Source organism: Arthrobacter sp. 4R501, from assembly GCF_002929755.1.
GTDB lineage: Bacteria > Actinomycetota > Actinomycetes > Actinomycetales > Micrococcaceae > Arthrobacter.
Genome location: NZ_PJIW01000017.1, coordinates 1 through 21590, shown reverse-complemented (window position 1 = coordinate 21590; position 21590 = coordinate 1). Strand labels below are relative to the sequence as shown.

General features: G+C 65.6%; 26 protein-coding genes. 15 read left to right on the top strand and 11 right to left on the bottom strand.

Translation table 11 applies throughout. The features are described from left to right. The first annotated feature begins 353 nt into the window (after nucleotides 1–353). Nucleotides 354–692, top strand: a complete 339-nt coding sequence (locus tag CXR02_RS16470; protein WP_104062966.1) for a hypothetical protein — start codon at nucleotides 354–356, stop codon at nucleotides 690–692. A 55-nt stretch (nucleotides 693–747) separates the two neighbouring features. On the opposite strand, the gene CXR02_RS16465 is transcribed toward CXR02_RS16470, so the two are convergent. Together CXR02_RS16465 and CXR02_RS16460 are read right to left on the bottom strand one after the other, a co-directional pair. Continuing rightward, nucleotides 748–966 (bottom strand): hypothetical protein, encoded by a 219-nt coding sequence (locus CXR02_RS16465; RefSeq protein ID WP_104062965.1) that lies wholly within the window; start codon nucleotides 964–966, stop codon nucleotides 748–750. A 161-nt stretch (nucleotides 967–1127) separates the two neighbouring features. Next, nucleotides 1128–1763, bottom strand: a complete 636-nt coding sequence (locus CXR02_RS16460; RefSeq protein ID WP_104062964.1) for a TetR/AcrR family transcriptional regulator — start codon at nucleotides 1761–1763, stop codon at nucleotides 1128–1130. A 120-nt stretch (nucleotides 1764–1883) separates the two neighbouring features. Here CXR02_RS16460 and CXR02_RS16455 point away from each other — a divergent pair, with 120 nt between their 5' ends. The 6 genes from CXR02_RS16455 (at nucleotide 1884) to CXR02_RS16430 (ending at nucleotide 6727) form a co-directional block, all read left to right on the top strand. After that, entirely contained in the window at nucleotides 1884–2207 is a 324-nt protein-coding gene (locus CXR02_RS16455; RefSeq protein WP_104062963.1) for a thiamine-binding protein, read from the top strand. 56 nt (nucleotides 2208–2263) lie between these two features. Beyond that, nucleotides 2264–2941 (top strand): O-methyltransferase, encoded by a 678-nt coding sequence (locus tag CXR02_RS16450; protein WP_104062962.1) that lies wholly within the window; start codon nucleotides 2264–2266, stop codon nucleotides 2939–2941. A 161-nt stretch (nucleotides 2942–3102) separates the two neighbouring features. After that, nucleotides 3103–3402 (top strand): hypothetical protein, encoded by a 300-nt coding sequence (locus tag CXR02_RS16445; RefSeq protein ID WP_104062961.1) that lies wholly within the window; start codon nucleotides 3103–3105, stop codon nucleotides 3400–3402. A gap of 22 nt (nucleotides 3403–3424) precedes the next feature. After that, a complete protein-coding gene (locus CXR02_RS16440; RefSeq protein ID WP_104062960.1) occupies nucleotides 3425–4591 on the top strand; it encodes an acyl-CoA dehydrogenase family protein in 1167 nt (388 codons plus the stop codon). Further along, complete coding sequence (locus CXR02_RS16435) at nucleotides 4585–5967, top strand: PIG-L family deacetylase (RefSeq protein WP_104062959.1); 1383 nt, start codon at nucleotides 4585–4587, stop codon at nucleotides 5965–5967. The genes CXR02_RS16440 and CXR02_RS16435 overlap by 7 nt, the downstream gene beginning before the upstream one ends. A 1-nt stretch (nucleotide 5968) precedes the next feature. Continuing rightward, complete coding sequence (locus tag CXR02_RS16430) at nucleotides 5969–6727, top strand: glycosyltransferase family 2 protein (RefSeq protein ID WP_219816441.1); 759 nt, start codon at nucleotides 5969–5971, stop codon at nucleotides 6725–6727. A 199-nt stretch (nucleotides 6728–6926) separates the two neighbouring features. On the opposite strand, the gene CXR02_RS16425 is transcribed toward CXR02_RS16430, so the two are convergent. The 4 genes from CXR02_RS16425 to CXR02_RS16410 all read right to left on the bottom strand — a co-directional run bounded on the left by CXR02_RS16425 (nucleotide 6927) and on the right by CXR02_RS16410 (nucleotide 10141). Next, the gene (locus CXR02_RS16425; RefSeq protein WP_219816440.1) at nucleotides 6927–8045 is read right to left on the bottom strand and encodes a YihY/virulence factor BrkB family protein; all 1119 of its coding nucleotides are present in this window, start codon (nucleotides 8043–8045) and stop codon (nucleotides 6927–6929) included. A 70-nt stretch (nucleotides 8046–8115) separates the two neighbouring features. Beyond that, nucleotides 8116–8724 (bottom strand): DUF3618 domain-containing protein, encoded by a 609-nt coding sequence (locus CXR02_RS16420; RefSeq protein WP_104062958.1) that lies wholly within the window; start codon nucleotides 8722–8724, stop codon nucleotides 8116–8118. Further along, nucleotides 8721–9152 carry a phage holin family protein gene (locus CXR02_RS16415; protein WP_056348911.1) on the bottom strand — a complete coding sequence of 144 codons (432 nt, stop codon included), beginning with the start codon at nucleotides 9150–9152 and terminating at the stop codon, nucleotides 8721–8723. Before CXR02_RS16415 ends, CXR02_RS16420 begins: the two co-directional genes overlap by 4 nt. Beyond that, nucleotides 9152–10141 carry a hypothetical protein gene (locus CXR02_RS16410; protein WP_104062957.1) on the bottom strand — a complete coding sequence of 330 codons (990 nt, stop codon included), beginning with the start codon at nucleotides 10139–10141 and terminating at the stop codon, nucleotides 9152–9154. The genes CXR02_RS16415 and CXR02_RS16410 overlap by 1 nt, the downstream gene beginning before the upstream one ends. A 189-nt stretch (nucleotides 10142–10330) precedes the next feature. Between CXR02_RS16410 and CXR02_RS22460 the strand changes: the two genes are divergently transcribed. Both CXR02_RS22460 and CXR02_RS16400 read left to right on the top strand, forming a co-directional pair. Then, complete coding sequence (locus CXR02_RS22460; protein WP_181037268.1) at nucleotides 10331–10930, top strand: hypothetical protein; 600 nt, start codon at nucleotides 10331–10333, stop codon at nucleotides 10928–10930. A 101-nt stretch (nucleotides 10931–11031) separates the two neighbouring features. Next, nucleotides 11032–11982, top strand: coding sequence for a spermidine synthase (locus tag CXR02_RS16400; protein WP_104062956.1), 951 nt, complete (start codon nucleotides 11032–11034; stop codon nucleotides 11980–11982). A 28-nt stretch (nucleotides 11983–12010) separates the two neighbouring features. On the opposite strand, the gene CXR02_RS16395 is transcribed toward CXR02_RS16400, so the two are convergent. After that, nucleotides 12011–12928, bottom strand: a complete 918-nt coding sequence (locus CXR02_RS16395) for a LysR family transcriptional regulator (protein ID WP_104062955.1) — start codon at nucleotides 12926–12928, stop codon at nucleotides 12011–12013. 129 nt (nucleotides 12929–13057) lie between these two features. On the opposite strand from CXR02_RS16395, the gene CXR02_RS16390 reads away from it, so the two are divergent. Both CXR02_RS16390 and CXR02_RS16385 read left to right on the top strand, forming a co-directional pair. Continuing rightward, on the top strand, nucleotides 13058–14440 hold the full coding sequence (locus CXR02_RS16390; RefSeq protein WP_104063035.1) for an MFS transporter: 1383 nt from the start codon (nucleotides 13058–13060) through the stop codon (nucleotides 14438–14440). A 61-nt stretch (nucleotides 14441–14501) separates the two neighbouring features. Further along, the gene (locus CXR02_RS16385) at nucleotides 14502–15251 is read left to right on the top strand and encodes a 3-hydroxybutyrate dehydrogenase (protein WP_104062954.1); all 750 of its coding nucleotides are present in this window, start codon (nucleotides 14502–14504) and stop codon (nucleotides 15249–15251) included. An 87-nt stretch (nucleotides 15252–15338) separates the two neighbouring features. On the opposite strand, the gene CXR02_RS16380 is transcribed toward CXR02_RS16385, so the two are convergent. Both CXR02_RS16380 and CXR02_RS16375 read right to left on the bottom strand, forming a co-directional pair. Further along, the gene (locus CXR02_RS16380) at nucleotides 15339–15602 is read right to left on the bottom strand and encodes a hypothetical protein (protein ID WP_104062953.1); all 264 of its coding nucleotides are present in this window, start codon (nucleotides 15600–15602) and stop codon (nucleotides 15339–15341) included. A 220-nt stretch (nucleotides 15603–15822) separates the two neighbouring features. Beyond that, nucleotides 15823–16224, bottom strand: a complete 402-nt coding sequence (locus CXR02_RS16375) for a helix-turn-helix domain-containing protein (RefSeq protein ID WP_258061044.1) — start codon at nucleotides 16222–16224, stop codon at nucleotides 15823–15825. 122 nt (nucleotides 16225–16346) lie between these two features. Between CXR02_RS16375 and CXR02_RS16370 the strand changes: the two genes are divergently transcribed. Next, on the top strand, nucleotides 16347–17210 hold the full coding sequence (locus CXR02_RS16370; RefSeq protein WP_104062952.1) for an SDR family oxidoreductase: 864 nt from the start codon (nucleotides 16347–16349) through the stop codon (nucleotides 17208–17210). A 121-nt stretch (nucleotides 17211–17331) separates the two neighbouring features. Here CXR02_RS16370 and CXR02_RS16365 read toward each other — a convergent pair whose 3' ends face one another. Both CXR02_RS16365 and CXR02_RS16360 read right to left on the bottom strand, forming a co-directional pair. Continuing rightward, nucleotides 17332–17967, bottom strand: coding sequence for a LysE family translocator (locus CXR02_RS16365; RefSeq protein ID WP_104062951.1), 636 nt, complete (start codon nucleotides 17965–17967; stop codon nucleotides 17332–17334). A gap of 8 nt (nucleotides 17968–17975) precedes the next feature. Beyond that, complete coding sequence (locus CXR02_RS16360; protein WP_181037267.1) at nucleotides 17976–19475, bottom strand: amino acid permease; 1500 nt, start codon at nucleotides 19473–19475, stop codon at nucleotides 17976–17978. Nucleotides 19476–19700: 225 nt separating this feature from the next. On the opposite strand from CXR02_RS16360, the gene CXR02_RS16355 reads away from it, so the two are divergent. Genes CXR02_RS16355 through CXR02_RS16345 form a run of 3 tightly spaced genes read left to right on the top strand, consistent with a single transcriptional unit; the run spans nucleotide 19701 to nucleotide 21324 of the window. Further along, nucleotides 19701–20129: a hypothetical protein gene (locus CXR02_RS16355; protein ID WP_104063033.1), complete on the top strand. Its 429-nt coding sequence runs from the start codon at nucleotides 19701–19703 to the stop codon at nucleotides 20127–20129. Next, complete coding sequence (locus CXR02_RS16350; protein WP_104062950.1) at nucleotides 20123–20356, top strand: helix-turn-helix transcriptional regulator; 234 nt, start codon at nucleotides 20123–20125, stop codon at nucleotides 20354–20356. The genes CXR02_RS16355 and CXR02_RS16350 overlap by 7 nt, the downstream gene beginning before the upstream one ends. Next, the gene (locus CXR02_RS16345; protein WP_104062949.1) at nucleotides 20353–21324 is read left to right on the top strand and encodes an NAD(P)-dependent alcohol dehydrogenase; all 972 of its coding nucleotides are present in this window, start codon (nucleotides 20353–20355) and stop codon (nucleotides 21322–21324) included. The genes CXR02_RS16350 and CXR02_RS16345 overlap by 4 nt, the downstream gene beginning before the upstream one ends. The last annotated feature ends 266 nt before the right edge of the window (nucleotides 21325–21590 follow it).

Sequence of the window (21590 nt, the reverse complement as noted above, 5' to 3'; positions counted from 1 at the left end):
GCAGTTGGCCGTGGACTCTCATGAGAGCGCTGACCATGGAAATAAGGCTGCACCCAGCCGGTGCGAGACCCAGCAAAACCCGCCGTCCAGCACGTGATCGATGGCGCGCCGGGCTTCCGGTCAAGCGCTTCTTTACCCGGTTCCGGTCTCTGGCAGACCTGCCGCCGGAGGACCTGGTTGTACTCTCCGAGCGGATGAGACTGGCTCTGGACGTCAGTCAGGAAGCAAACATCACCGCCCTGCGCGCGGCCGTACGGGCCGAACTCCGAAACCGGGAAACGGAACCTGACGATTGATGGCCGGCCGGTGTATCGGCGTGAGACTGTCGCTACGGCCTAAAGGAGTCAGTCAAGATGAACGAACAGCCAGAGCCCAACACCCCGGATCCGGATAGCGGAACCGGCAACCCCCAGGCTGCAGACCCGAAGCCGCGGCCGGTCTATGACACCACTGTCTCCGAATCGACGCGGGAACTGCGGGATACTTCCCGGCGCCGCCGCGATGCGGAGGAGAAGCTGCAGCAGCACCTGTTGGAGGCCAAGGAGCACGTGCCCCATCACTACGATCATGAGCCTCACAAGCACGGCCAGGAGCCTCCCCCGGCGGAGGGGAAAGGCAGCGTCGGGCCGCAGGAGAACACGCCCGAAGAAACCAAACATCAACAAAAGAACCCCGGGGGCGACGCCAGCTGATTGGGCTCATCGTCAGCACGGCACAGCCACCCTCGTGGTCCGGGCCGTAGGCCGGTCAGGCGGTTTGCTCATCCTCTGGCGACCCGGTCCGGCGGGCGCTTTCCTCGACGGCCAGCTCGTACCACGCCTGTGCACCGAATACCGGGGTGGGAGTGTCGAGGTTTTGGTAGAGGGCGTCCAGCAGATTGGCCAAGTCCTCCGCCGCCAGCGACGGCAGGATCTCCTCGGGGCCGCGGGGGTCGTGGATAACCTGGGACAAGCGGGTCTGGTTCATCGGCGGACGATGGCGTTGGATTGGCTGCGCTGGGTGTGTTTCACGATGCTCCCTCCGAAGATTCAGAGGCTGGCTGCGTAACCCTACTTGAGTCTAATCCAACGTTTGGACACCAACAATGGGACGCCCGTGGTGGTGGTCCGGCGGGAGTGCGCGGGCTGTCAGGTGAACTGTGGACCCTGTAGCTGCGGGGCGGGCAGCGGCACATGCGCGGGCAACGGGCGGTGGGGCCGTTCAGTGCGGATGGCGTCCTCGATCAGTGCCAGCGGGCGGCGCCAGGCGTCGGAACCGGGCTCCATGGTGTCCACGACGCCGATCAGCATGGCGAGCAGGCGGAACATGTCAGTCATGGAAATATCCGCACGCAGGGTGCCTTGACCTTGGCCGCGGCCCAGCAGGACACTCATGGAATCCATCAGCGACCCGGAGATGCCGGTGAGGAGTTCGCGGCGGCCCGCAACGGCGCCCAGCAGGTTGGCATCAGCACTGGCTGCGGCCATGATGGCCTCGAGGACGCGCAGCAGTCCCGCAGTTGCGTCGATGTCCGCCAACGCGTCCGCCATGACAGGGTCCACCGACTCCCGGAGCTGCCGGTTGAGGGCGGCCAGGACCAGCTCCTCCTTGTCGGCGAAGTTCCGGAACAGGGTGGCCGGGCCAACGCCTGCTGTCAGCGCGATGGTCTGGAGGGGAACCTCCGGCCCATGCTCGCGGAAGCACTGGCGCGCGGCCAGGATGATCTTGTCCACGTTCCGGGCAGCGTCTGCGCGTAGTGGCTTGCGGACGACAGCAATGCTCATTCGTTCAGGTTAGCAATGCCGCAGGCAGCCTTCACGGTTACCGGAGGGTAGCAACGTATGTGACGCTTCGCCGGCGTCACCAGACCCGTTTCGGGTTGGGCCACATGGCAGACTTGCCCTATGTTGCTTGCATTTTCAGTCGCCCCGTCCGGTACACCTGCAGGGGGATCGCGTCCCACCGACGCATCAGTGCACGACGCCGTTGCGGCCGCCGTGCGGATCGTCCGGGAGTCGGGCCTGCCCAACCAGACGGACTCAATGTTCACCACCATCGAGGGCGAATGGGACGAGGTGTTCGACGTCGTAAAGCGCGCCACCGAGGCCGTAGGAGAGTTTGGCAGCCGCGTCTCACTGGTCATCAAGGCGGACATCCGGCCCGGTTACGAGGGCGAACTCAGCGCCAAGGTGGACCGCCTCGAAGAGGCCCTCTCAGACGGTTCCTAGGCTGGTTCCTGCGCCTGCTCCTAGACCGTCGCATGCCTGCGTGCCAGACTGTGGCCATGTTTGAGCACAAGACCCAGCCAGGGTGGATGGCCGTGGAAGACTTCCTCACAACTACCGTGGTGCATCCCGACCCTGCGCTGAAACAGGCGGTGCGCTCCGCCGTCGACGCCGGGATGCCGCCCATCGAAGTGACGCCCAACGCCGGCAAGCTGCTCAAGCTCCTGGTCCAGCTGTCCGGCGCCTGCCGGGTGCTGGAGATCGGCACGCTTGCAGGGTTCAGCACCATCTGGATGGCGCAGGGACTGCCCGACGGCGGCCGGCTGGTGACGTGCGAATACGTCGCCAAACATGCGGACATCGCCAGGGCGAATGTGGAGGCTGCCGGCCTGGGGGACAAGGTGGAGATCCGGGTGGGCGCTGCCCTGGACACCCTGGCCGCGCTGCAGTCGGAGGGCCAGGAACCGTTCGATTTTGTGTTCATCGATGCGGACAAGGAAAACGACGCCGCGTACCTTGAGTGGGCCGTGCGCCTGGGCAGGCCGGGAACCGTGGTGGTCCTGGACAACGCCGTCTGGGAGGGCGCGGTGCTGGATCCTTCCATGGACCAGATTAATGCCCCCGGGATCATCAGCGCCCTGGAACTGCTGGGCCAGCATCCGCAGCTCGATGCCACCGTGATCCAGACTGTCGGGTCCAAAGGCTGGGACGGTTTCGCCCTGGCCCGCGTCCGCTGAGTGCTGAGTGCTGAGTGCAAGCGTCTAAGGGCAGGCACCTGACCGCGAGCCCGTGACCCGGCAGTGCGCGGACCGGATCCTTCCCCGAATATTGCTAAGTATGCTTAGAATGACTGTCCGGCCGATGTCCCGTCCGGAACCGCCTGCAGTGGAGGAACACGATGAAAGCGTCACCCACGCTTGCCAGCAACCTTCAGATGGTCCTCACGGTGTCCACGGACACCCGGCTGGATGAGCTGACCGGCGGGCTGATTTCCACGAAGGATGCCGTCAAACTCGTCACAGCCAGGCTGGAGCGAACGGTGAAGACCACGCGGGATGTCCACGATGAGGTGGATGAAGAGGATCCCACCAGCGCCGACCTGCTGCATGCCGCCATCGAACGCCTGGAACAGCTGGCGTGGATGGTCAACGCAGAAACCATGACGCCGTCCGCGGCCGTCACTGAACCGGCCAAGTAGCCTGGCGCGGAGAGGCGGCAGCATGCCTGCATCATCCCACCAGCCCGTCCGCATGGTCTCAACTCAAGCGGAACTGGCTTGGACGGTTCCCCTGCTCGACGCCGTGGCCTCCGCGGCCGGCAACGTCCCCGTGCTGCTGTCATTGGCCCGGGACGCGGGAGGCAGCTGGCCACTGCCAGGCGGCGGACATACTGCCCGTCTCTGGGAGCTACTCGCTTCCGTCTCCGCCGTTGACGTTGCCGCAGGCCGCGTTTTTGAACCACACATGGATGCCCAAGCGATCCTTGCCCAGGCGGGAAAGGACCAGACAGGGAACTCTCAGCCGCGCCTTGATCCGGCGGGCCTTGTTCCCGCCGACCGGGCGGGTGCGTGGGGAGTGTTTGCCGCCGAGGGGCCGGGGCTCCGTCTCGATGCCAAGACCGGCGACACTGGAATCCTGCTCAGCGGGTCCAAGCCGTGGTGTTCACTGGCGCCACTCCTGGACCGGGCCGTCATCACTGCCCACACCGAATCCGGAGGCCGGGCCGCTTTTGCCGTGGACCTCCGGCATCCGGGCATGACGTGTGAGGAGCCGGCGTGGGTGGCGCGCGGGTTGCGCGAGATTCCCAGCGGGACGGTCCATTTCAGCCATGTGCCCGCACAGCAGCTTGGCAACGACGGCTGGTATTTCAGCCGGCCCGGCTTTGCCTGGGGCGGCATGGGCGTGGCCGCCTGCTGGCTTGGGGGCGCGGTGGGTGTGGCGCGGGACTACAAGGATTCCTTGGCCGCCGCAGCGGAGTGTGGCCGCGAACCTGACCAGATCGCGCTGGCTGCCCTGGGCGAGGCAGACAGGATCCTCACCGCCGCGCTCCAGTACCTGGCGCGAACGGCAGCTCTCATTGACGACGGCTCGCTGTCCAACCACGGCAGTCTGTCCGCCGGGGAAGACACGCGGGAGGCCGTCGAAGGCAAGCCAGCAGTAGACCGGAGCGCGTGGAGTGAAGCGCTACGCGTGCGCGGAACTGTAGTGGCCGCCGTCGAGCGTGTCCTGTCCCTGGTCAGCCGGAACCGCGGACCGGCGCCGCTGGCCTTCGATGAACCGTATGCCAAACGCATGGCGGACCTGACGCTTTACGTGCGCCAGCACCATGCCATGCGGGACGATGCCCAGCTGGGAAGGCTGACGCTGAAGGGGGAGTATCTGTGGTGACTTTCTCGCACACTGACCAGGGGACCGACGAGGCCCGCTGGGCGGCGAGCGGGCTCGCAGCTATGGCGGAGTTGCCGTTGGGTCAGCACGAATTGGCTGCCATGAGGTTCGTTGTGCTGGCAGCGCACCCCGACGACGAGACACTGGGCGCGGGTGGCCTGCTGGCGCTGCTGCACTCGCTGGGCGCCGACGTCGAGGTGCTGCTGTGCACGGCGGGGGAAGGTTCGCACCCGGACTCGGCGACAACCACGCCTGACCAGCTCGCCGCCGTCCGGCTTGAGGAGTTTGCGGCAGCGATGGGGGTCCTGGGGCTGGCCGGACGCTGGCGTTTCCTCGGGCTGCCGGACCGGGGCCTGCAAGAACTGACGCCGGAAATCGCCGTCCGGCTGCGCGAGGCCATCGGCCGGCTCCCAGGACCACCGCAGCAGCTGGCAATTGTGGCACCGTACCGCGACGACGGACACGCGGACCACAACGCCATCGGAGCGGTGGCCGCCGACGTCGCCAACGAAGGTAGACACGCCCTGCTGGAATATCCCATCTGGTACTGGCTGTGGGCTTCCCCGGAGGGCCCGGCCTGGCAGTCCTGGTCGCGCGTCTCGCTGAGTACTGAACAGCAGGCGGCGAAGAGATCGGCCATGGGCTCACACACGAGCCAGATACGTCCGCTGTCTGGACTGCCCGGGGACGAAGTGCTCCTCGGCGAGAGCCTGCTGCAACATTTCAGGCGCGCCTTTGAGACATTCGCCTGGACGCCGCCCCGGGCCAACTCGCTTCAATCCCTGCCCCATACCAGCGCAGACGCGCAGCGGATCTTCGACGCCGTGCACTCGAAGTCCGAAGACCCCTGGGAGTACACCACCAGCTGGTACGAGAGGCGCAAGCGCGCCCTGACGCTCGCCGCACTACCCCGGGAGAAGTACCAGTCGGGCCTGGAAATCGGATGTTCCATCGGAGCCCTGACCGCCGAATTGGCCACGAGATGCACGAGCCTGCTTGCCGTGGATGCCAGCAGCACCGCGCTTGAGCTCGCGGCCCGGCGGCTCGCACCGTTTCCCGGGGTCTCCACACGGCAGCTCACCCTCCCCGCTGACTGGCCCGGCGGCGGCTACGACCTCGTAGTGGTCTCCGAGGTGGGCTACTACCTGTCGCCTGCGGAGTTTGAGCTGCTGCTGCGGCGGATCCAGGAATCGATGGCGCCGGGCGGAACGCTGCTGCTGTGCCACTGGCGGCACCCGGTTTCCGGATGGGAGCTCGACGGCGACTCCGTTCACGTGCTGGCCCGGAACCGGCTCCGGTGGCCCACCGCCGGTCTGTACCAGGAGCGCGATTTTGTGTTGGAAACACTCATAGCTCCCGGACCTCCGGTGCCCTGACGTGGACGGGATCGCGCAGGTTGCCGTGGTTATTCCTGTCCATAACGAGGAACCGCACCTGGCACGTGCCCTGGCAGCCGTCAGTGCCGCAGCCGATGCCCTGCAGGACAGCCAAGCGGACACGGACATCGCCGTCGTGGTGGTCCTGGACAGCTGCACTGACGGCTCGGGCACCGTAGCGGCGCGTTTTGCCGCGGCAGACCGCCGCATCACCCTGCTGCCGGTCGCGTTCCGCAGCGTCGGGAGGAGCCGGCGTGCAGGGATCAACCTGCTCCTCACGGGACGCCTTCCGGACCGTGCGGGGGCGGGCCGCCCGCCGACCGCCGAACGGGTATGGCTGGCCAATACTGACGCCGATTCCTGCGTCCCGGAAAACTGGCTCCTGCGCCAGGTGGAGCTGGCTGACCTCGGCGCAGATGCAGTCCTAGGGACGGTGGAACCGGACCCGGAGGGCATGGACAGCGAACTCCTGCGGCGCTGGCACGCCCGGCATCCGCTGGGGGAGGGCCACCCCCATGTGTACGGTGCGAACTTCGGGGTGCGGGCCTCGGCCTACATTCGCGCTGGCGGCTTTCCCCGTCAGCGCTCGCAGGAGGACCGGGCGCTGGCCGCACGGTTGCGCCGCCACGGGTACCGAATTACTTCCACGGATACGGTCCGGGTAGTGACCTCCGGCCGGACCGAGGCCCGGGCACCGCAGGGATTCGGCGCCTATCTGCTGGCCCTTGGCATGGAATCCGCTGTGGCGTTCGAACGCTGAGAAAAAGCATAAACGGTGGAACCACATGGACGCTTAGCTGCGGACAAAATGAGGGGGCCGACGACGACTGGGGGGACTGGCCTCGGTCTCAGAAGAGGCCACCTCGCCGCCGACCCCGCCTGACACCCGGACCACGGAGGACCCGGGAAAACTGAAGGAATCTGCTGGTAATGATTTTCCTCCAAGTGGGGTGCCCTGCCTAGTCCCGCGTGGCGCTGTCCCGTTCCTTAGTCGCGTCCGATCCTGACTGGTTCGCGCCGTTCCGATGGCGCTCCCGCAGCTCGCGGCCGCGCCGGATGTCATCTTCTTCCTGCTCCTGCATCTTCTCGCTCCTCTTGGTGTCCCGCGGCGGCAGTTGGATAGTCTCCTCGGCTTCGATTCCTGCCTGGAGTTGGCGTCCCCGCTCCATCTCGGCGTCGAACTCTGCCCCGAACAGCAGTGACATGTTCAGGATCCACAGCCACAGCAGCATAACGATCACACCGCCAAGCGCGCCGTAGGTCTTGTTGTAATTGCCAAAGTTGGCCACGTAGAAGGCGAAGCCAAGCGAGGCCAGCAGGAATACCACCAAGGCGATAAACGAGCCAATGCTCATCCACCGGAACTTGGGCTGCTTCACGTTCGGCGTGGCGTAGTAGAGGACGGCGATGAGCACAATGACCAGTGCCACGATCACCGGCCATTTCGCGATGTTCCAGGCAGTGAGGAAAGCGTCGCTGAGTCCGATGGCTCCGCCTACTGCCTCCGAAACCGGTCCGCTGAGCACCAGCATGCCGGCGAGGACGGCCACTGTTACGACAGCCAGCAACGTCACGGCCAGCATGGTCCCGCGCAGCTTCAGGAACGGACGGCCCTCGTCCACCTCATAAGTCCGGTTCATGGCCCGGCCGAACGCCCCCACATAACCGGACGCTGACCACAGCGCGGTGGCGACACCGATGACCAGTGTCAGCCCGGCAGCGGGCGCTGAGGCAAGCTCTTGCACGGGTCCGCTGACGGTATTCACAGTGTCCGCGGGCGCGATGCCCCGGACAATTTCCAGCAGGGCAGTGGTGGTCTTTTCAGCATTGCCGAAAAGGCCGATCAGGGAAACGAGCGCGAGCATTGCAGGAAACAAGGACAGCACGGCGTAGTACGTAAGGGCTGCCGCCAGGTCGGGGCATTGGTCCTTGCTGAACTCTCGAAGCGTCTTTTTGGCAATGTACTGCCACGACGGTTTGGTGACGTCGGTTGGGCTGTCCGGTTTCCGGGAATCGTCGGGTGCCGGAGCGCTGCCCGCCTTGGCGGTGCTGGTTTCGGGTGCGTCGTGAGTGGCCATGGGGTTTCCTCCCGGCCTGTCTGGTGTGGCGTGCCTGTGGGCGGGCGCCGACGCTAGTGGGCTGGCGCCGTCACGTGTTCTGCACGTTCTCCCTGGCGTCGGCGGCACGGTCCTTGACGTCCGTTGCCGCAACCTGGCCCTCAACCTTAAGGTGCTCGGCGGCGTCCGTGGCGGTTGCCTTGACGTTCTCCATGGCTTCCCGGGCGGGTTCCTTCAGGCCTTCGGCCATGTCCTTGGCGGCCTCGGTCAGCTCGGTGGTTAGCGGTTCAGCCGCGGTCTTGAGGGCATCTGCTGCTTCGCGTTCCTTCTCGCTGGCAGGGATCAGTGAGGACAGGAGCAGGCCCGCCCCGAACGCGATCAGGCCTGCGGCCAGCGGATTCCCCTGGGTCTTGGCCTTCACTTGGTGCGGGGCGTCACCGAGGGCTGCGCCTGCCTCACTGAGCGCGTTGCCTGCGCTGTCGGTGCGGGCGTGGGCGCCACCGTGCACACGCGCGGTGACATCGTCGGCTGTTCCCATAACTTTCTCCTTCACTCCGAACACGGCGTCCCGCACTTTGTCTGTCTGACGATGGACGATGTTCGAAGGCGTCACCTTGTCTGCCACCGCGTCCACGTTTGTGCCCAGGCGGGCCCGGGTTGCTTCAATATCTGAACGGATAACGTCCGGGTTGTCGCTCATGGTTTTACCTCACCGGGTTTTAGGGTTGGGGGAATTTCCTGGAGTGTTTCAGCGGTTTGGGGCATGCCCTTGACGGTTTTGAGCTCCCTGCGGCCCACGGACGCCAGCACCGCGGCGATGATGCCCCAGATGACTGAGACGACGACGGCGGACCAGCCGAGTCCCATCAGCTCGCCTAACGCGATCCAGAGGGCGATCGACAGGAACAGCAGGACGAAGTGGCCGGCTACGCCGGCGCCGGCGAGCATGCCACCGCCCCTGCCCGCCTTGCTGGCGGATTCCTTCAGTTCGGCCTTGGCCAGCTCCACTTCCTGGCGCATCAACGTGGACAGGTCGCGGGTCACGTCACCGAGCAAGTCGCCCAACGATGTGTTGTCCGCCTTCGCGTGCGCCGCCGATGGGGGAGGCGCAGGTAGCTGGCTGCTCATCACAGCCTGCCAGTCTGACCGTCTGCGGAGCGGTCCCGGGTCAGGGGGTCGTTGGCCATTGGATCGTCGGCGAGCTCCCGTTCGCCCAGGGGATCGTCGGCGAGGCGGTCACCGGAGGAGTGCTGTTCCGCGAGTTGGGGGCTGTCCAATGGACTGGCGGGACGCGAAGGGTCCCTGTAGTTGCTCCCTGGCGCGCCGCCGTCGAACCCTGCCGTGGTGGTGGCCGGTCCGGGCAGCTGTACCGGCGGGGGCGGGACAGTCCCACCGACCGACGGCGTGTAGCCGCCAGGGCCCGCGGCATGCTGACCACCGGTGCCCTCGTACGGGCCACCGGTGCCGTATTGCCCGGTCGCGTCGTATTGGCCGCCGGCTCTGGTCGTGTCAGACTCCGGTGCGCCTGCGCTCAGGCTGCGGCTGAGCCGTCCGGCGAGGACACCGGCGCTAGCGGCCAGGAGCAGGAAAGTCCCGGGCCGCTGCCTGGCGAAGCTCTTGACTTCGTTCAGGAGCGATCCGGGGTCGCGGCCGTCCAGCCAGGAGGCGACGGACGAGGAACGTTCCGCGGCCTGGCGGACCAGGTCGGTGGCCACTCCGGGCTGGTCGGACGCCTGCGCCATGGCGTGGAGTTCGTCCGAGACAGACCGGAGGCCGTTGGCTACCTTCTGCTGCTGGGCGCCGGCCTGCACGGTGAGGTCGCTGCGCGCCTGATCAAGGAGGTCCTTGGCATTAGCCTTGGCCTCCGACGTGACGTTCGCCGCTTCCGACTTGGCGGTTTTCGCCACACTCTGTGCGGAATCCGCCGCGGTCTGCGCAACATCTTGTGCTTCTTCCCGGACAGCATCCGTGCGGGACGTCCCGGAGGGATCGCCCGTCGGCGGCGCTGCTGTGGGTAATGTACGGGGCAACGTGCCGGGCGCGCGTTCTCCTGTGGTTCCGCGGGCGGCCGGTGGAGCCGGGTAAGCCGAGTCCTCGGGCCATTGGTTCTCTGTCATCTTCGCTCTCTCTTTCCAAAGAAGGCCTCTTGTTGATCAAGAACCAGCGATACTGGCCGTAAAATAGTAAGCATGATTAGTAACGGAAGGTAAGTACCCTTCCTACCTGAATTTCAAAGGGGTTCGTATCGCCTGCCGCCCCGGCATCGCAGGGACCCCGTCACAACGAAGTGGAAAGGGTGGGTAGTCGTGGATACAACATCTTGGGTTTGGGTGATTGTTGCCATCGTCGTGCTGGTCCTGATCGTGCTGTGGCTGGTGACCGGGCGTCGCCGTCAGGCCATGCAGCTGAAGCGGGACGAATCGCATCGCGAAAAGGCTGCCGAAATGCGCCGGAAAGCCGAGGACGTCGAACTCGAGGCGCGCGAGAACGAAGCCCGGGCCAGCCGCGCCCGTGCCGATGCGGAACAGGCGCAGGTTGAGGCGGCGCGGCTGAAGCAGGAGGCCGAAACGAAGGCCAACGACGCCAGGTTGCTCCGGGAGGACGTGGCCGAGCGCACGCAGAAGGCCGACGTCTTGGACCCTGACATAAATCACGACGGCGACGCTCGCACCGACGCGACCCGCACCGACGCCATGCGGTCCGACACCGACGTGCATCCGGACGACGCCACTCGCACCGACGGCACCCGAACCGACGGCACGCGGGCGGAGGCGCTTCGGCCGGAATCCGACGTGAATCCGGAAGGCGACGAGCGAACCGACGCCACTCGAACCGACGCCACCCGAGCGGAGGCCCTTCGACGGGACCAGGAAAGGGCGGGTCGGGACAGGCCGCTCGCAACCTAGCCAGGGTCGCTGCCGGGACCGGTCTGGACTGAGACCGGGCCGGACCGCCGACGCAGGGCGGTCAATTATGGTTGATCCATGACTGAAGCGGCACACGGGTAATGGCAAAGCGCGGCAAGTCAGGCGGCCGGAACGGCCAGCGTTCGACGGCGGGTGTCATCGAGGTGCCCAAGGGAACCCGTCCCGATGGCCCTGTTGAGGGCGTCTACTACATTGATACGGGCGATTGCGAGCTCATTGCGGACCAGGACAACTCCAATGGGTGGCTCCTGAAGATCAACGGTGTCATGAGCTCCCACATCGACCTCGCCGATCCGTTGTTCCTCGACTTTGAGTACATGCGCTGGATGGCGGCGCTGATTGAGTCACGTTGGCCGCCGAAGTCCGGAAAGGGCGGCGCCAAGTCGGGTGCGCCCACTGCGGGCGGGACCGAGCGGCTGCGCGGGCTGCACCTGGGCGGCGGGGCCTGTTCCCTGGCCCGGTACTTCCACACTGCCTATCCGGACGCCCGGCAGGTGGTGGTGGAGCTCGATGGCAAGCTGGCCGAGTACGTCCGCGGCTGGTTCGACCTGCCCAAGGCGCCACTTCTTCGGCTGCGCGTGGGGGAGGCCCGCGAGGTCACCGAGACGCTCACGCCGGACAGCCGCGACTTCATCATCCGCGACGTTTTTGCCGGTTCACTCACGCCGCGGCCGCTCACCACCGCCGAATTCAATGACCACATCAAGCGGGTCCTGTCGCCGGGCGGCATCTATATAGTGAACTCAGGCGACGCCCCGGACCTGAAGAATGCGCGGGAAGACGCCGCCACCATCGCGGCCGCGTTCACACACACCGTCATCATCGCCGACCCCTCCATGCTGAAGGGCCGCCGTTACGGCAACATGGTGATGGCTGGCAGCGACACCCCGCTGGACGGGGACCCGCAGCTTGCCCGCCGGCTTTTGGGCGGTGCCGTCCCGGCCCACATCTGGAACGACGCCCAGGTGCGGGCCTTCGCCGCGAACTCCCCGGTGCGTCACGACCCGCGCACGCTATCGATTGCTCCGTAGGCGCCCTTTTGGGGCCTGAAAACGGCGCCTACGGCGCAGTCGATGGCTTCTGAGCGCGACCCAGCAGGGCGTCCCGGTGCGCCGCCGTCTGGTCGCGCAGTGCCTGCACAACGGCGGCCACGACGGGGCGGCGCATCGAATCGGGCCGCAGCACCATCCAGTAAGGGAGCAATTCGGCGAAGTCGTCGGGGAGCAGCCGGACCAGGTCGCTGTGCAGATTGCCCATGAAGCACGGCAGGAATCCGATGCCCGCGCCGGCACGGGTGGCCTCCACATGGACAAACACATTGGTGGACGTCAGCCCTTCGCGCATGGCCGGCACCAGCCGCCGGGGAGCGTCCAGGTCGTCCACCTGGAGCATCGAATCCACAAAGTACACCAGCGGGTGCTCCGTCAGCTCAGCAACGCTCGCCGGCGTCCCGTTCTCGGCAAGGTAGGCACGCGAGGCGTACATCCCCAGCATGTACTCGCCCAGTTGGACGGCTTCGGCCCGGTGGACCTGCGGTTCGCCCACCACTACCTCGATGTCCAGCCCGGAGCGCTGCTGCAGCGCCCGGCGGGTCATCGTCACCACTTCCACGCTCAGTCCCGGGTGTTTCCGGCGCAGCCGTGCCACGGCGGGCGCGGCGATGTAGGCGCTGAAGCCGTCGGTCGCCGTCATGCGCACGACGCCGGTAATCGGGTCCGGTGCCTGGCCTGCCGGGCCCAGCGCACTCACCGCTGCCTCGACCTGTTCGGCGACCCGGACGGCCTCCGTGCCTAGCTCCGTCAGTTCCCAGCCGCCGGCCGCCCGTGCCAGGACGCGGCCGCCCAGCGCCTTCTCCAGGGCGGCTATCCGACGCGAAACGGTGGTGTGGTTCAGCCCCAACACTTGCGCCGCCGTCGTAAATTTGGCGGAGCGGGATACCGCGAGCAGGACCAGGAGGTCATCGGGATTTGCCTTCATGTCTGCAATTGTGCACACAGCAGGTGCCGGATTGGGCATTGAAGACGCATGTTTGTGCAGTAATACTCAGTGGAGCCATTAGTGCTGTGGATCACAGCGCGTGTCAAAGTGGACACTAAGGAGAAACTCATGAGCGTAGAGCAGCGCTCGGCAGACAATGCCGCCGGATCCGCACCCAAGGGATCCGGGCTTAAGAAGATTGTGGCCGCCTCGATGGTGGGCACGGTAGTGGAATGGTACGAATTCTTCCTCTACGCCACCGCCGCCACCCTGGTCTTCGGGAAGTACTTCTTCCCCGCCACCGGCAACGAGCTGGACGGCATCATCCAGGCGTTCCTCACCTATGCGGTGGGCTTCGTGGCGCGCCCCCTCGGCGGCATCGTCTTCGGCCAGATCGGCGACAAACTGGGCCGCAAACCCACGCTGCAGCTGACTATCGTGATCGTCGGCGTGGCCACCTTCCTGATGGGCTGCCTCCCGGGCTTTGCCGACATCGGCTACCTGGCTCCGGCCCTGCTGGTGGCCCTCCGCTTCATCCAGGGCTTCGCGCTCGGCGGTGAATGGGGCGGCGCGGTGCTGCTGGTTGCCGAACACAGCCCCAACAAGTCTCGCGGATTCTGGTCCAGCTGGCCGCAGGCCGCAGTGCCGGTGGGCAACCTGCTGGCGACGCTGGTGCTGTTCATCATGTCCACCGCCCTGAGTCCCGAGGCATTCCTCGGCTGGGGCTGGCGTGTGGCCTTCTGGCTCTCCGCCGTGATCGTCTTCGTTGGCTACTACATCCGCACCCACGTCACCGAGGCGCCCATCTTCCTGGAGGCCAAGGCCCTCGTGGAGAAGGAGCAGGCCGTCAGCTACGGCGTCTTCGAGGTCGTGCGCAAGTACCCCAAGGGCATCCTGCAGGCCATGGGGCTGCGCTTCGCGGAGAACATCATGTACTACCTGGTGGTCAGCTTCGCCATTGTCTACCTCAAGAGCGTGCACAAGTACGACACGTCCTCGCTCCTGCTCGCACTCCTGATCGCCCACGTCATCCACTTCCTGGTCATCCCGCAGGTGGGACGGCTCGTGGACAAGCTGGGGCGCAAGCCCGTCTACCTGATCGGGTCCATCGCCGGTGCGGCCTGGCCGTTCTTCGCCTTCCCCATGTTCGATACCCGCAACGCCGTGGTGATTGTCCTGGCCGTGACCATCGGCCTCTGCCTGCACGCGTTTATGTATGCCGGCCAGCCCGCCATCATGGCCGAGCTCTTCCCCACCCGGATGCGCTACTCGGGCGTTTCGCTGGGCTCGCAGGTCACCTCGATCTTCGCCGGTTCGCTGGCGCCGCTGCTGGCTACCCAGTGGCTCAAGGACACCGGTTCCTGGCTGCCCACGGCAATCTACCTCGTGGTTGCCTGCGCGATCACAACGGTGGCGGTGCTGAGCCTGAAGGAAACCAAGGGCATCGCGCTGGAGGAAGTGGACAAGGCCGACGCCGCCCGCGAGGGACTGCTCCCGGCGGCCTCACGCTGAACTGCCTGAGCAGTTCACCGCAGGGAAATTGAGCGCGCACACGATGGGAAACAGATCTGCAATGGAAAACACACTGAACGGCCGCAAGGCCGTGGTGACCGGCGGCGCCAGCGGGATCGGCGCTGCCTGCGTCCGGGAACTCGCCGCCCGCGGGGCGAAAGTGGTGGTGGCCGACGTCGACTCCGCCGGCGCTGCCGCCCTCGCCGATGAAGTGGGCGGCACCGCCTGGGCCGTTGACCTGCTGGACGTTGACGCGCTCGCCACCCTGAGCCTGGACTGCGACATCCTGGTGAACAACGCCGGGATCCAGAGCATCAGCCCCATCGAAGCGTTCGATCCGGCGGACTTCCGCCGGATCATCGCGCTGATGCTCGAGGCCCCGTTCCTGCTGATCCGGGCCTCGCTGCCGCACATGTATGCCAACGGCTTCGGCCGCATCATCAACGTGTCATCCGTGCACGGAATCCGGGCCTCCCCGTTCAAAAGCGCGTACGTTTCCGCCAAGCACGGCCTGGAAGGGCTGAGCAAGGTGACGGCACTTGAGGGCGGGGGGCACGGAGTCACGTCCAACTGCATCAACCCGGGCTACGTCCGGACCCCGCTGGTCGAGAAGCAGATCGCGGACCAGGCCAAGGTGCACGGCATCCCCGAGTCCGAGGTCCTGGCCAAGGTGATGCTCACCGAGTCCGCCGTGAAACGCCTGGTGGAACCGGAGGAAGTTGCCTCCCTGGCGGCCTGGCTGGCGTCCGATCACGCCGGCATGGTCACCGGGGCCAGCTACGCAATGGACGGCGGCTGGTCGGCGCGCTAAGCCCCCAACAGTCCGTCCGGGGCCTGGAGTTTTTGTCCAGATAACGTGGGCCCACGGGCCTGATGGGCGCGTTATCTGGACAAAAACTCAGTCCTGCCGCCTCACGTGGCGGTGATCGTAGAAGAAGACCCCAGCCGCGGCGCCGAGTTCTACGGCTGGACCGCGGTGGGACATGATGATCCCCTCGTGCCGGCCGTTGAACGGATCGTCGCCCACCACGGCATCGCCCACGCGATAGGGGCACCGCGGGCGGAACGCCGCGAGGACTCGGGCGTAGGCGCGGTGGACGAGGGTAGAAAGTCTGACGGGCCGCCCCATGCTGGCCAGGTCCTGGACATGTGCTTTCACCATGCGAGCCACTCCTTGAAGCGGCATGGAGCCGCCCACTTTGGTGCGGTAGCCGGAAAGCTCCCAGCAGAGGATGGTCCTCCTATTCCTGGCTGGCACCTTACATTTACGCTAGGCGCTATTCACACCAGTCACACCAGTAACATGTACTCGACTTCGAGGACGGGTCCTACTTAGGGGATTTAGGGGTCGGCGCTGGCCGGGAATCATCGTTGTCCGGGAATCAGCGCTGGCCGTTGAGGATGTCGTCAGCGTTGTTGTACGCCCAGGCGACGAGCGGGACGAGCAGGCCGGACAGCTCATAGCCGCGTTCGGTCAGGCTGTAATCCACGCGGGGCGGGATGACCGGCTGGGCCTTCCGCAGCACCAGGCCGTCGCGCTCCAGGGTCTTGAGGGTCTGCGCCAGCATTTTCTCGCTGATTCCCTCTGCCCGGCGCCGGAGTTCGCTCCAGCGCTGCTCACCTTCGGAGAGCGCCAGGAGGATCAGCACGCCCCATTTGCTGGTGATGTGGTCCAGGACGGTACGGCTGGGGCACCCAGCCGGGAACACGCCGTCGGCCAATCCTTCCGGCAGGTGTGCCCGGAGATCTTCCGGCAGGTTGGCGGGCCATACAGTCGCTTCCATACTTATAACTTACCAAAAGGTGAGTACCTTACCTGAAAGTGCGCACTGTCTTTCAGGAAGTAATTGGCGGGGCGGCTGGTTGTGGGAAGTGACCCCCTAAGAAATGGTGAAAGGAACCACCCATGAGCATCATCATCACCGGAGCAACCGGACAGCTTGGCCGCCACGTCGTCGAGGCCCTCCTGGAGCGCAACGTTCCGGCAGCGCAGATCGTGGCCACCGGCCGTTCCATCGAAAAGCTGGCGGACTTCAAGGCGCGCGGTGTGCAGGTCAAGCCGATGGACTACTCGGACCCTTCGTCCGTGGCGCTGGCCCTGCAGGGCGCCAGCAAGGTTCTCCTGATTTCCGGCAGCGAGGTTGGCCAGCGCGTGGACCAGCACCGCACGGTGATTGAGGCAGCTGCAGCGGCGGGCGTGGAGCTGATCGCCTACACCAGCATCGCCAACGCTGACACCACCGGCATGAAGCTGGCCGCAGAGCACCAGGCAACCGAGGCCATCCTGAAGGACTCAGGGGTTCCATTCGCCATTCTCCGCAACGGCTGGTACCTCGAGAACTACACCGACCAGCTGCAGGGCACCCTTGCCCAGGGCGCGCTTGCCGGCAGCGCCGGTGAAGGCAAGGTCAGTGCCGCGGCCCGGGTGGACTACGCCGAGGCAGCGGCGGCCGTGCTGGTTGCCGAGAATCAGGCCGGCAAGGTCTACGAGCTCGGCGGAGACCACGCCTTCACGCTTACCGAACTGGCCCAGGAAATCAGCGCCGCGGCCAACAAGCCCGTGGTGTACCAGGACCTTCCAGCCAGCGACTACGCAGGACTCCTCGCCGGATTCGGCGTGCCGGAGCTCTTCGCCGACATCCTGGCGGACTCGGACCTCGGCATTGCCCGTGGCGACCTCCTGGTCAGCGGCTCGGACCTCCGCACCCTGATCGGCCGGCCCACAACGCCGATGCCGGCCGCGGTCCGCTCGGCGCTCGCCGCCGTCTGAGCACGAGCGCAACTCCCGGACGCTCTCTCATTAATGCACGTTTTGGGCAACGCTCTCTCACCTCATGTGAGAGAGCGTCGCGCCAAATCGCCCCAAAAGTGAGAGAGCGTCGGTGTGGTCCCTAGGACTTGCTGCCGGTCAGGGCCAACGTTCCGCCGAGGCCGATCATCAAGGCCCCGCCTGTGGCCTCCACCGCTGAAACCCGGCGGGGCGAACGGGCAAACCATTGGCGGGCTGAACCCGCGGCGACGGCCCAGAGGCTATCTGACACTACGGCGATCAGCAGGAACACCGCCCCCAGCAGCGCCAGCTGGAACGGAATGGCCCCGGAAGGGTAGTCAACAAACTGCGGCAGCACCGCCACGAAGAACACGACCGACTTGGGGTTGGTCACACCCACAACCAGGCCTTCCGCGACCAGCCGTCGTGGCGAAGTGGCCACTGGCTGACGACCCGCGAATGAGTGGTGCCGACGGTTCCGGATGGCCTTGATGCCCAGATAGACCAGGTAGGCAGCACCGGCCAGCTTCACCACGCTGAAGAGGACCACGGACTGCGCCACGATGATGCCCACGCCGAACGCAACTGCAGCCACCTGCACCAGTTGCCCGGTCGCGTTGCCCAGTACCGTCAGGACGCCGCCCCTCCAGCCGAGGGCCAGCGAACGGCCGATAACGAACAGCACGCTGGGACCGGGGACGGCGATCAGCACCACGGATGCCAGCGCAAACGCCAGCAGGTTTGAGAGCGGAACCATGCCTGATCTTAGCTCCGGCGGGCTGAGGCGACCACCTGCAGCGGTGAGGTTTCGTCCACAAGCTCGGCCCGGCGTCGTCCGTTACCTCTGACCCACAGCCGGTAGGCGAGGACCAGCAGCCCCAGCCACACCGCGCCCACGTACAGTGCCACGCGGGTGTCCTCGAAGGCGCCCAGGACAGCGATGACCAGCGCCATAAACGCGATGGTCAGGATGGAGGCCGCGGGCCACCATGGGGAGGGGAATTCCGACGCCGGCGGGGCCTTCCGCGCGATCTCCCGCTTCATCGCGACATGGGAAGCCAGGATCATGACCCACACCCAGACGGTGGCGAACGTGGCAATCGAGGCGATCAGGATAAAGACGTCCTCGGGAATGACCGCGTTCAGAACCACGCCCACCAGGAGGATGCAGGCCATCATCACCACGGTCATCCACGGCACGCCATGGCGCGAGACCTTACCGAAAACTGCCGGCGCGTGGCCTTGGCCCGACAGCCCGAACAGGATGCGGCCGGCGCCGAAGATGTCGCTGTTGATGGCGGAGAGCGCGGCGGTGATGACCACCGCGTTCAGGATATGCGGTGCCGCGGGGATGCCCAGGCCGCTGAAGATCTGGACGAACGGGCTGCCGTTGGTGCCGATCTCGTTCCAGGGGAAGAGGCTCATCAACACGCCGAGGGTCAGGACGTAGAACAGCAGGACGCGGACCGGTACCGTGTTCACGGCCTTGGGGATGACCTTCTTGGGATCAGCGGCCTCGCCGGCGGTGATGCCAAGCGTCTCGATCCCGCCGAACGCGAACATCACGACGGCGAACGAAGCCAGGAGCCCCTCGAAGCCGTTCGGAAACAGCCCGCCGTGCTCCACGAGGTTGCCGAGGCCCGGCGCCACGGTGGACCCGCCGGCCTGGAAACCGAACGCGATAATGGCGGCGCCGCCGGCGATCATGGCGATGATGGCCACCACCTTGATCAGCGAGAACCAGAACTCAAGCTCGCCGAAGACCTTCACGCTGAGCAGGTTCAGGGCTGCCAAGAAACAGATGATGGCCAGAATCCAGATCCAGCGGTCCACCTGCGGAAACCAGAAGCCCATATAGATACTGAAGGCTGTGACATCCGCGATGGCCACAATCGCCATCTCAAAGACATAGGTCCAACCGGTCACAAACCCTGCCAGCGGACCGAGGTAGCGGCTGGCGTACTGGCCAAACGATCCGGAGACGGGGTGGCGGACGGCCATCTCGCCGAGGGCGCGCATGACCATAAACACCGCCGCGCCGCCGATGATGTAAGCGAGCAGGACCGCGGGGCCGGCCTTCTGGATGGCGGAGGCCGAGCCGTAGAACAGGCCGGTTCCGATCGCCGAGCCCAGGGCCATAAAACGGATGTGTCGGACGTTCAGCCCCCGGTTCAGGACCTGCGCGACGCCGGATCCCGGCCTGGGCGTTTCGGCCGGGCTTGCGTCTTGGGCGGCTGTGTCTTGCCTGGTGGCGGCGTGCTGCATACAAATACCTTCTCGTCATTGGGAGGGGGACCGCCAACCAGCAGATCACTTTGGCGCCTTACGTGATGAGATTCACTGGCGGTTCGTGTCTTCCATCTCAGACTTGGGGCTGGCATTTGAACTTCGCATGGCGTCTAGTCCAAAACTATTGACATCATGTCTGGTTTTCTTTACTTTTGAGATGTCAGCTTTGTTTTACATCCGGTGGGAATGGCGGGAGCGGAAATGTCCTTCGAAGAGAAGAGTGCCTGGATCATGGGGGTGGTGGCCACGGGCTCTTATGGCGTGTATCTGGCCATCGTCCTGGGCATGGCCGGCACAATGCCCGTTGCCGAGGTTCCGTACGTGGCTCCGCTGCTGTGGACCATCGGGGCATCCATTGCTGCGTCCATCGCCCTGCACATACTCTTGGGCATCTTTTCGCCCAAGGAGGCCGGGAAGAAGGACCAGCGCGACAGGGAGATCTACCGTTTCGGCGAGTACATCGGGCAGTCGTTTGTGGTCATCGGCGGGGCCGCGGCTCTGCTCCTGGCGATGGCTGAGGTGGACCACTTCTGGATCGCAAACGTCATCTACCTGACGTTTGTGTTGTCCGCGATCCTGGGCTCCGTGGCCAAGATCGTCGCCTACCGCCGGGGGTTCCAGCCGTGGTGAAGCCAACGCGGGTGACCAATTCCATCCGCCGCCTGCGGTTCGAACGGGGCGAGATGACGCAGGCCGAACTCGCCGACCGTGTGGGCGTCACGCGCCAGACAGTCATCGCCATAGAGCAGGGCCGGTACTCGCCGTCCCTGGAGATGGCGTTCCAGATCGCCCATGTGCTCAGCGTGCCGCTCGAGGACGTGTTCCAGTACCCGCAATACGAAGGAGACGCATCATGAAAGCTATCGTGCAGGACGTTTATGGGAATGCCGACGTGCTCCAACTAAGGGATATTCCGCTGCCGGTGCCCGGCGATGGGGAAGTACTGATCAGGGTCCGCGCGGCCGGCGTCGACCAGGGTGTATGGCACCTCATGACCGGGCGGCCGTACCTGCTCCGCCTCTTCGGCTTCGGGCTGAAGAAGCCCAAGTTTCCGGTCCGCGGCCGTGAGGTTGCCGGCGTCGTGGAGGCCGTGGGGGCTGGCGTCACACGCTTCCAACTGGGCGACGAAGTGTTTGGCACCTGTCAGGGGTCCTTCGCGGAGTATGTCTGCGCCAGGGAGGACCGTGTGGCCGCGAAGCCGGCAAACCTCACGTTTGAGGAGGCCGCGGTGGCGCCCATTTCGGGTGTAACCGCGTTGCAGGCTGTCCGCGATGCCGGACAGGTGGCTACCGGCCAGAAGGTGCTGATCATCGGTGCTGGCGGGGGAGTTGGGTCCTTTACGGTGCAGGTGGCGAAGGCATTCGGGGCGGAGGTAACCGGCGTCTGCAGCACCGGCAAGGTGGAGCTTGTCCGTTCCCTCGGCGCTGATCATGTCATCGACTACACCCAGGACGATTTTGCCCGCGCCGGAATGCTTTACGACGTCATCCTGGACACCGCCGACAACCGGCCGCTCTCAATCCTGCGGAAGGCACTCACGCCGCGCGGGACGCTGGTGATCGTCGGCGGCGAGGGTGGTGGGAACCTGACAGGGGGGTTTGAGCGTTCGATGGGTGCGCCGCTGGTGTCGCTGTTCTCCGGGCAGAAATTCAAGGGGCTTGTTTCGACGGAAAACTATCGCGATCTCGAGGCGCTGACCATGCTCATTGAAGCCGGCAGTGTGAAGCCTCCCGTGGACAAGGTCTACGCGCTCGCTGAGGCGCCAGCCGCCGTCGAATACATGCACGAAGGGCGCGTCCGCGGCAAGGTGGTTGTCAGCATCTGACGCTCCTCACCGTCCCCAATTACCAGACGCGAAGGGACACTTAAGCCCCTCGGCGCGAGGGGACACCTAACCGCCCAGCTCCGCCGACACTCTTCGACAATGACGTCAGCAGGGTTATGCACATAGCTCTTCAGCCTCGCCGTTATTGTCAGCCCCTCGCGGGATGATTTGGGTATGGATAGCAGAGCGGCTGTGGCGGCGGCGGAGGCCCTTTCGGTGTCTTTCGCTGAGCTTGCTTCTGCGCTCCGGGACGGGACCGATTCCGG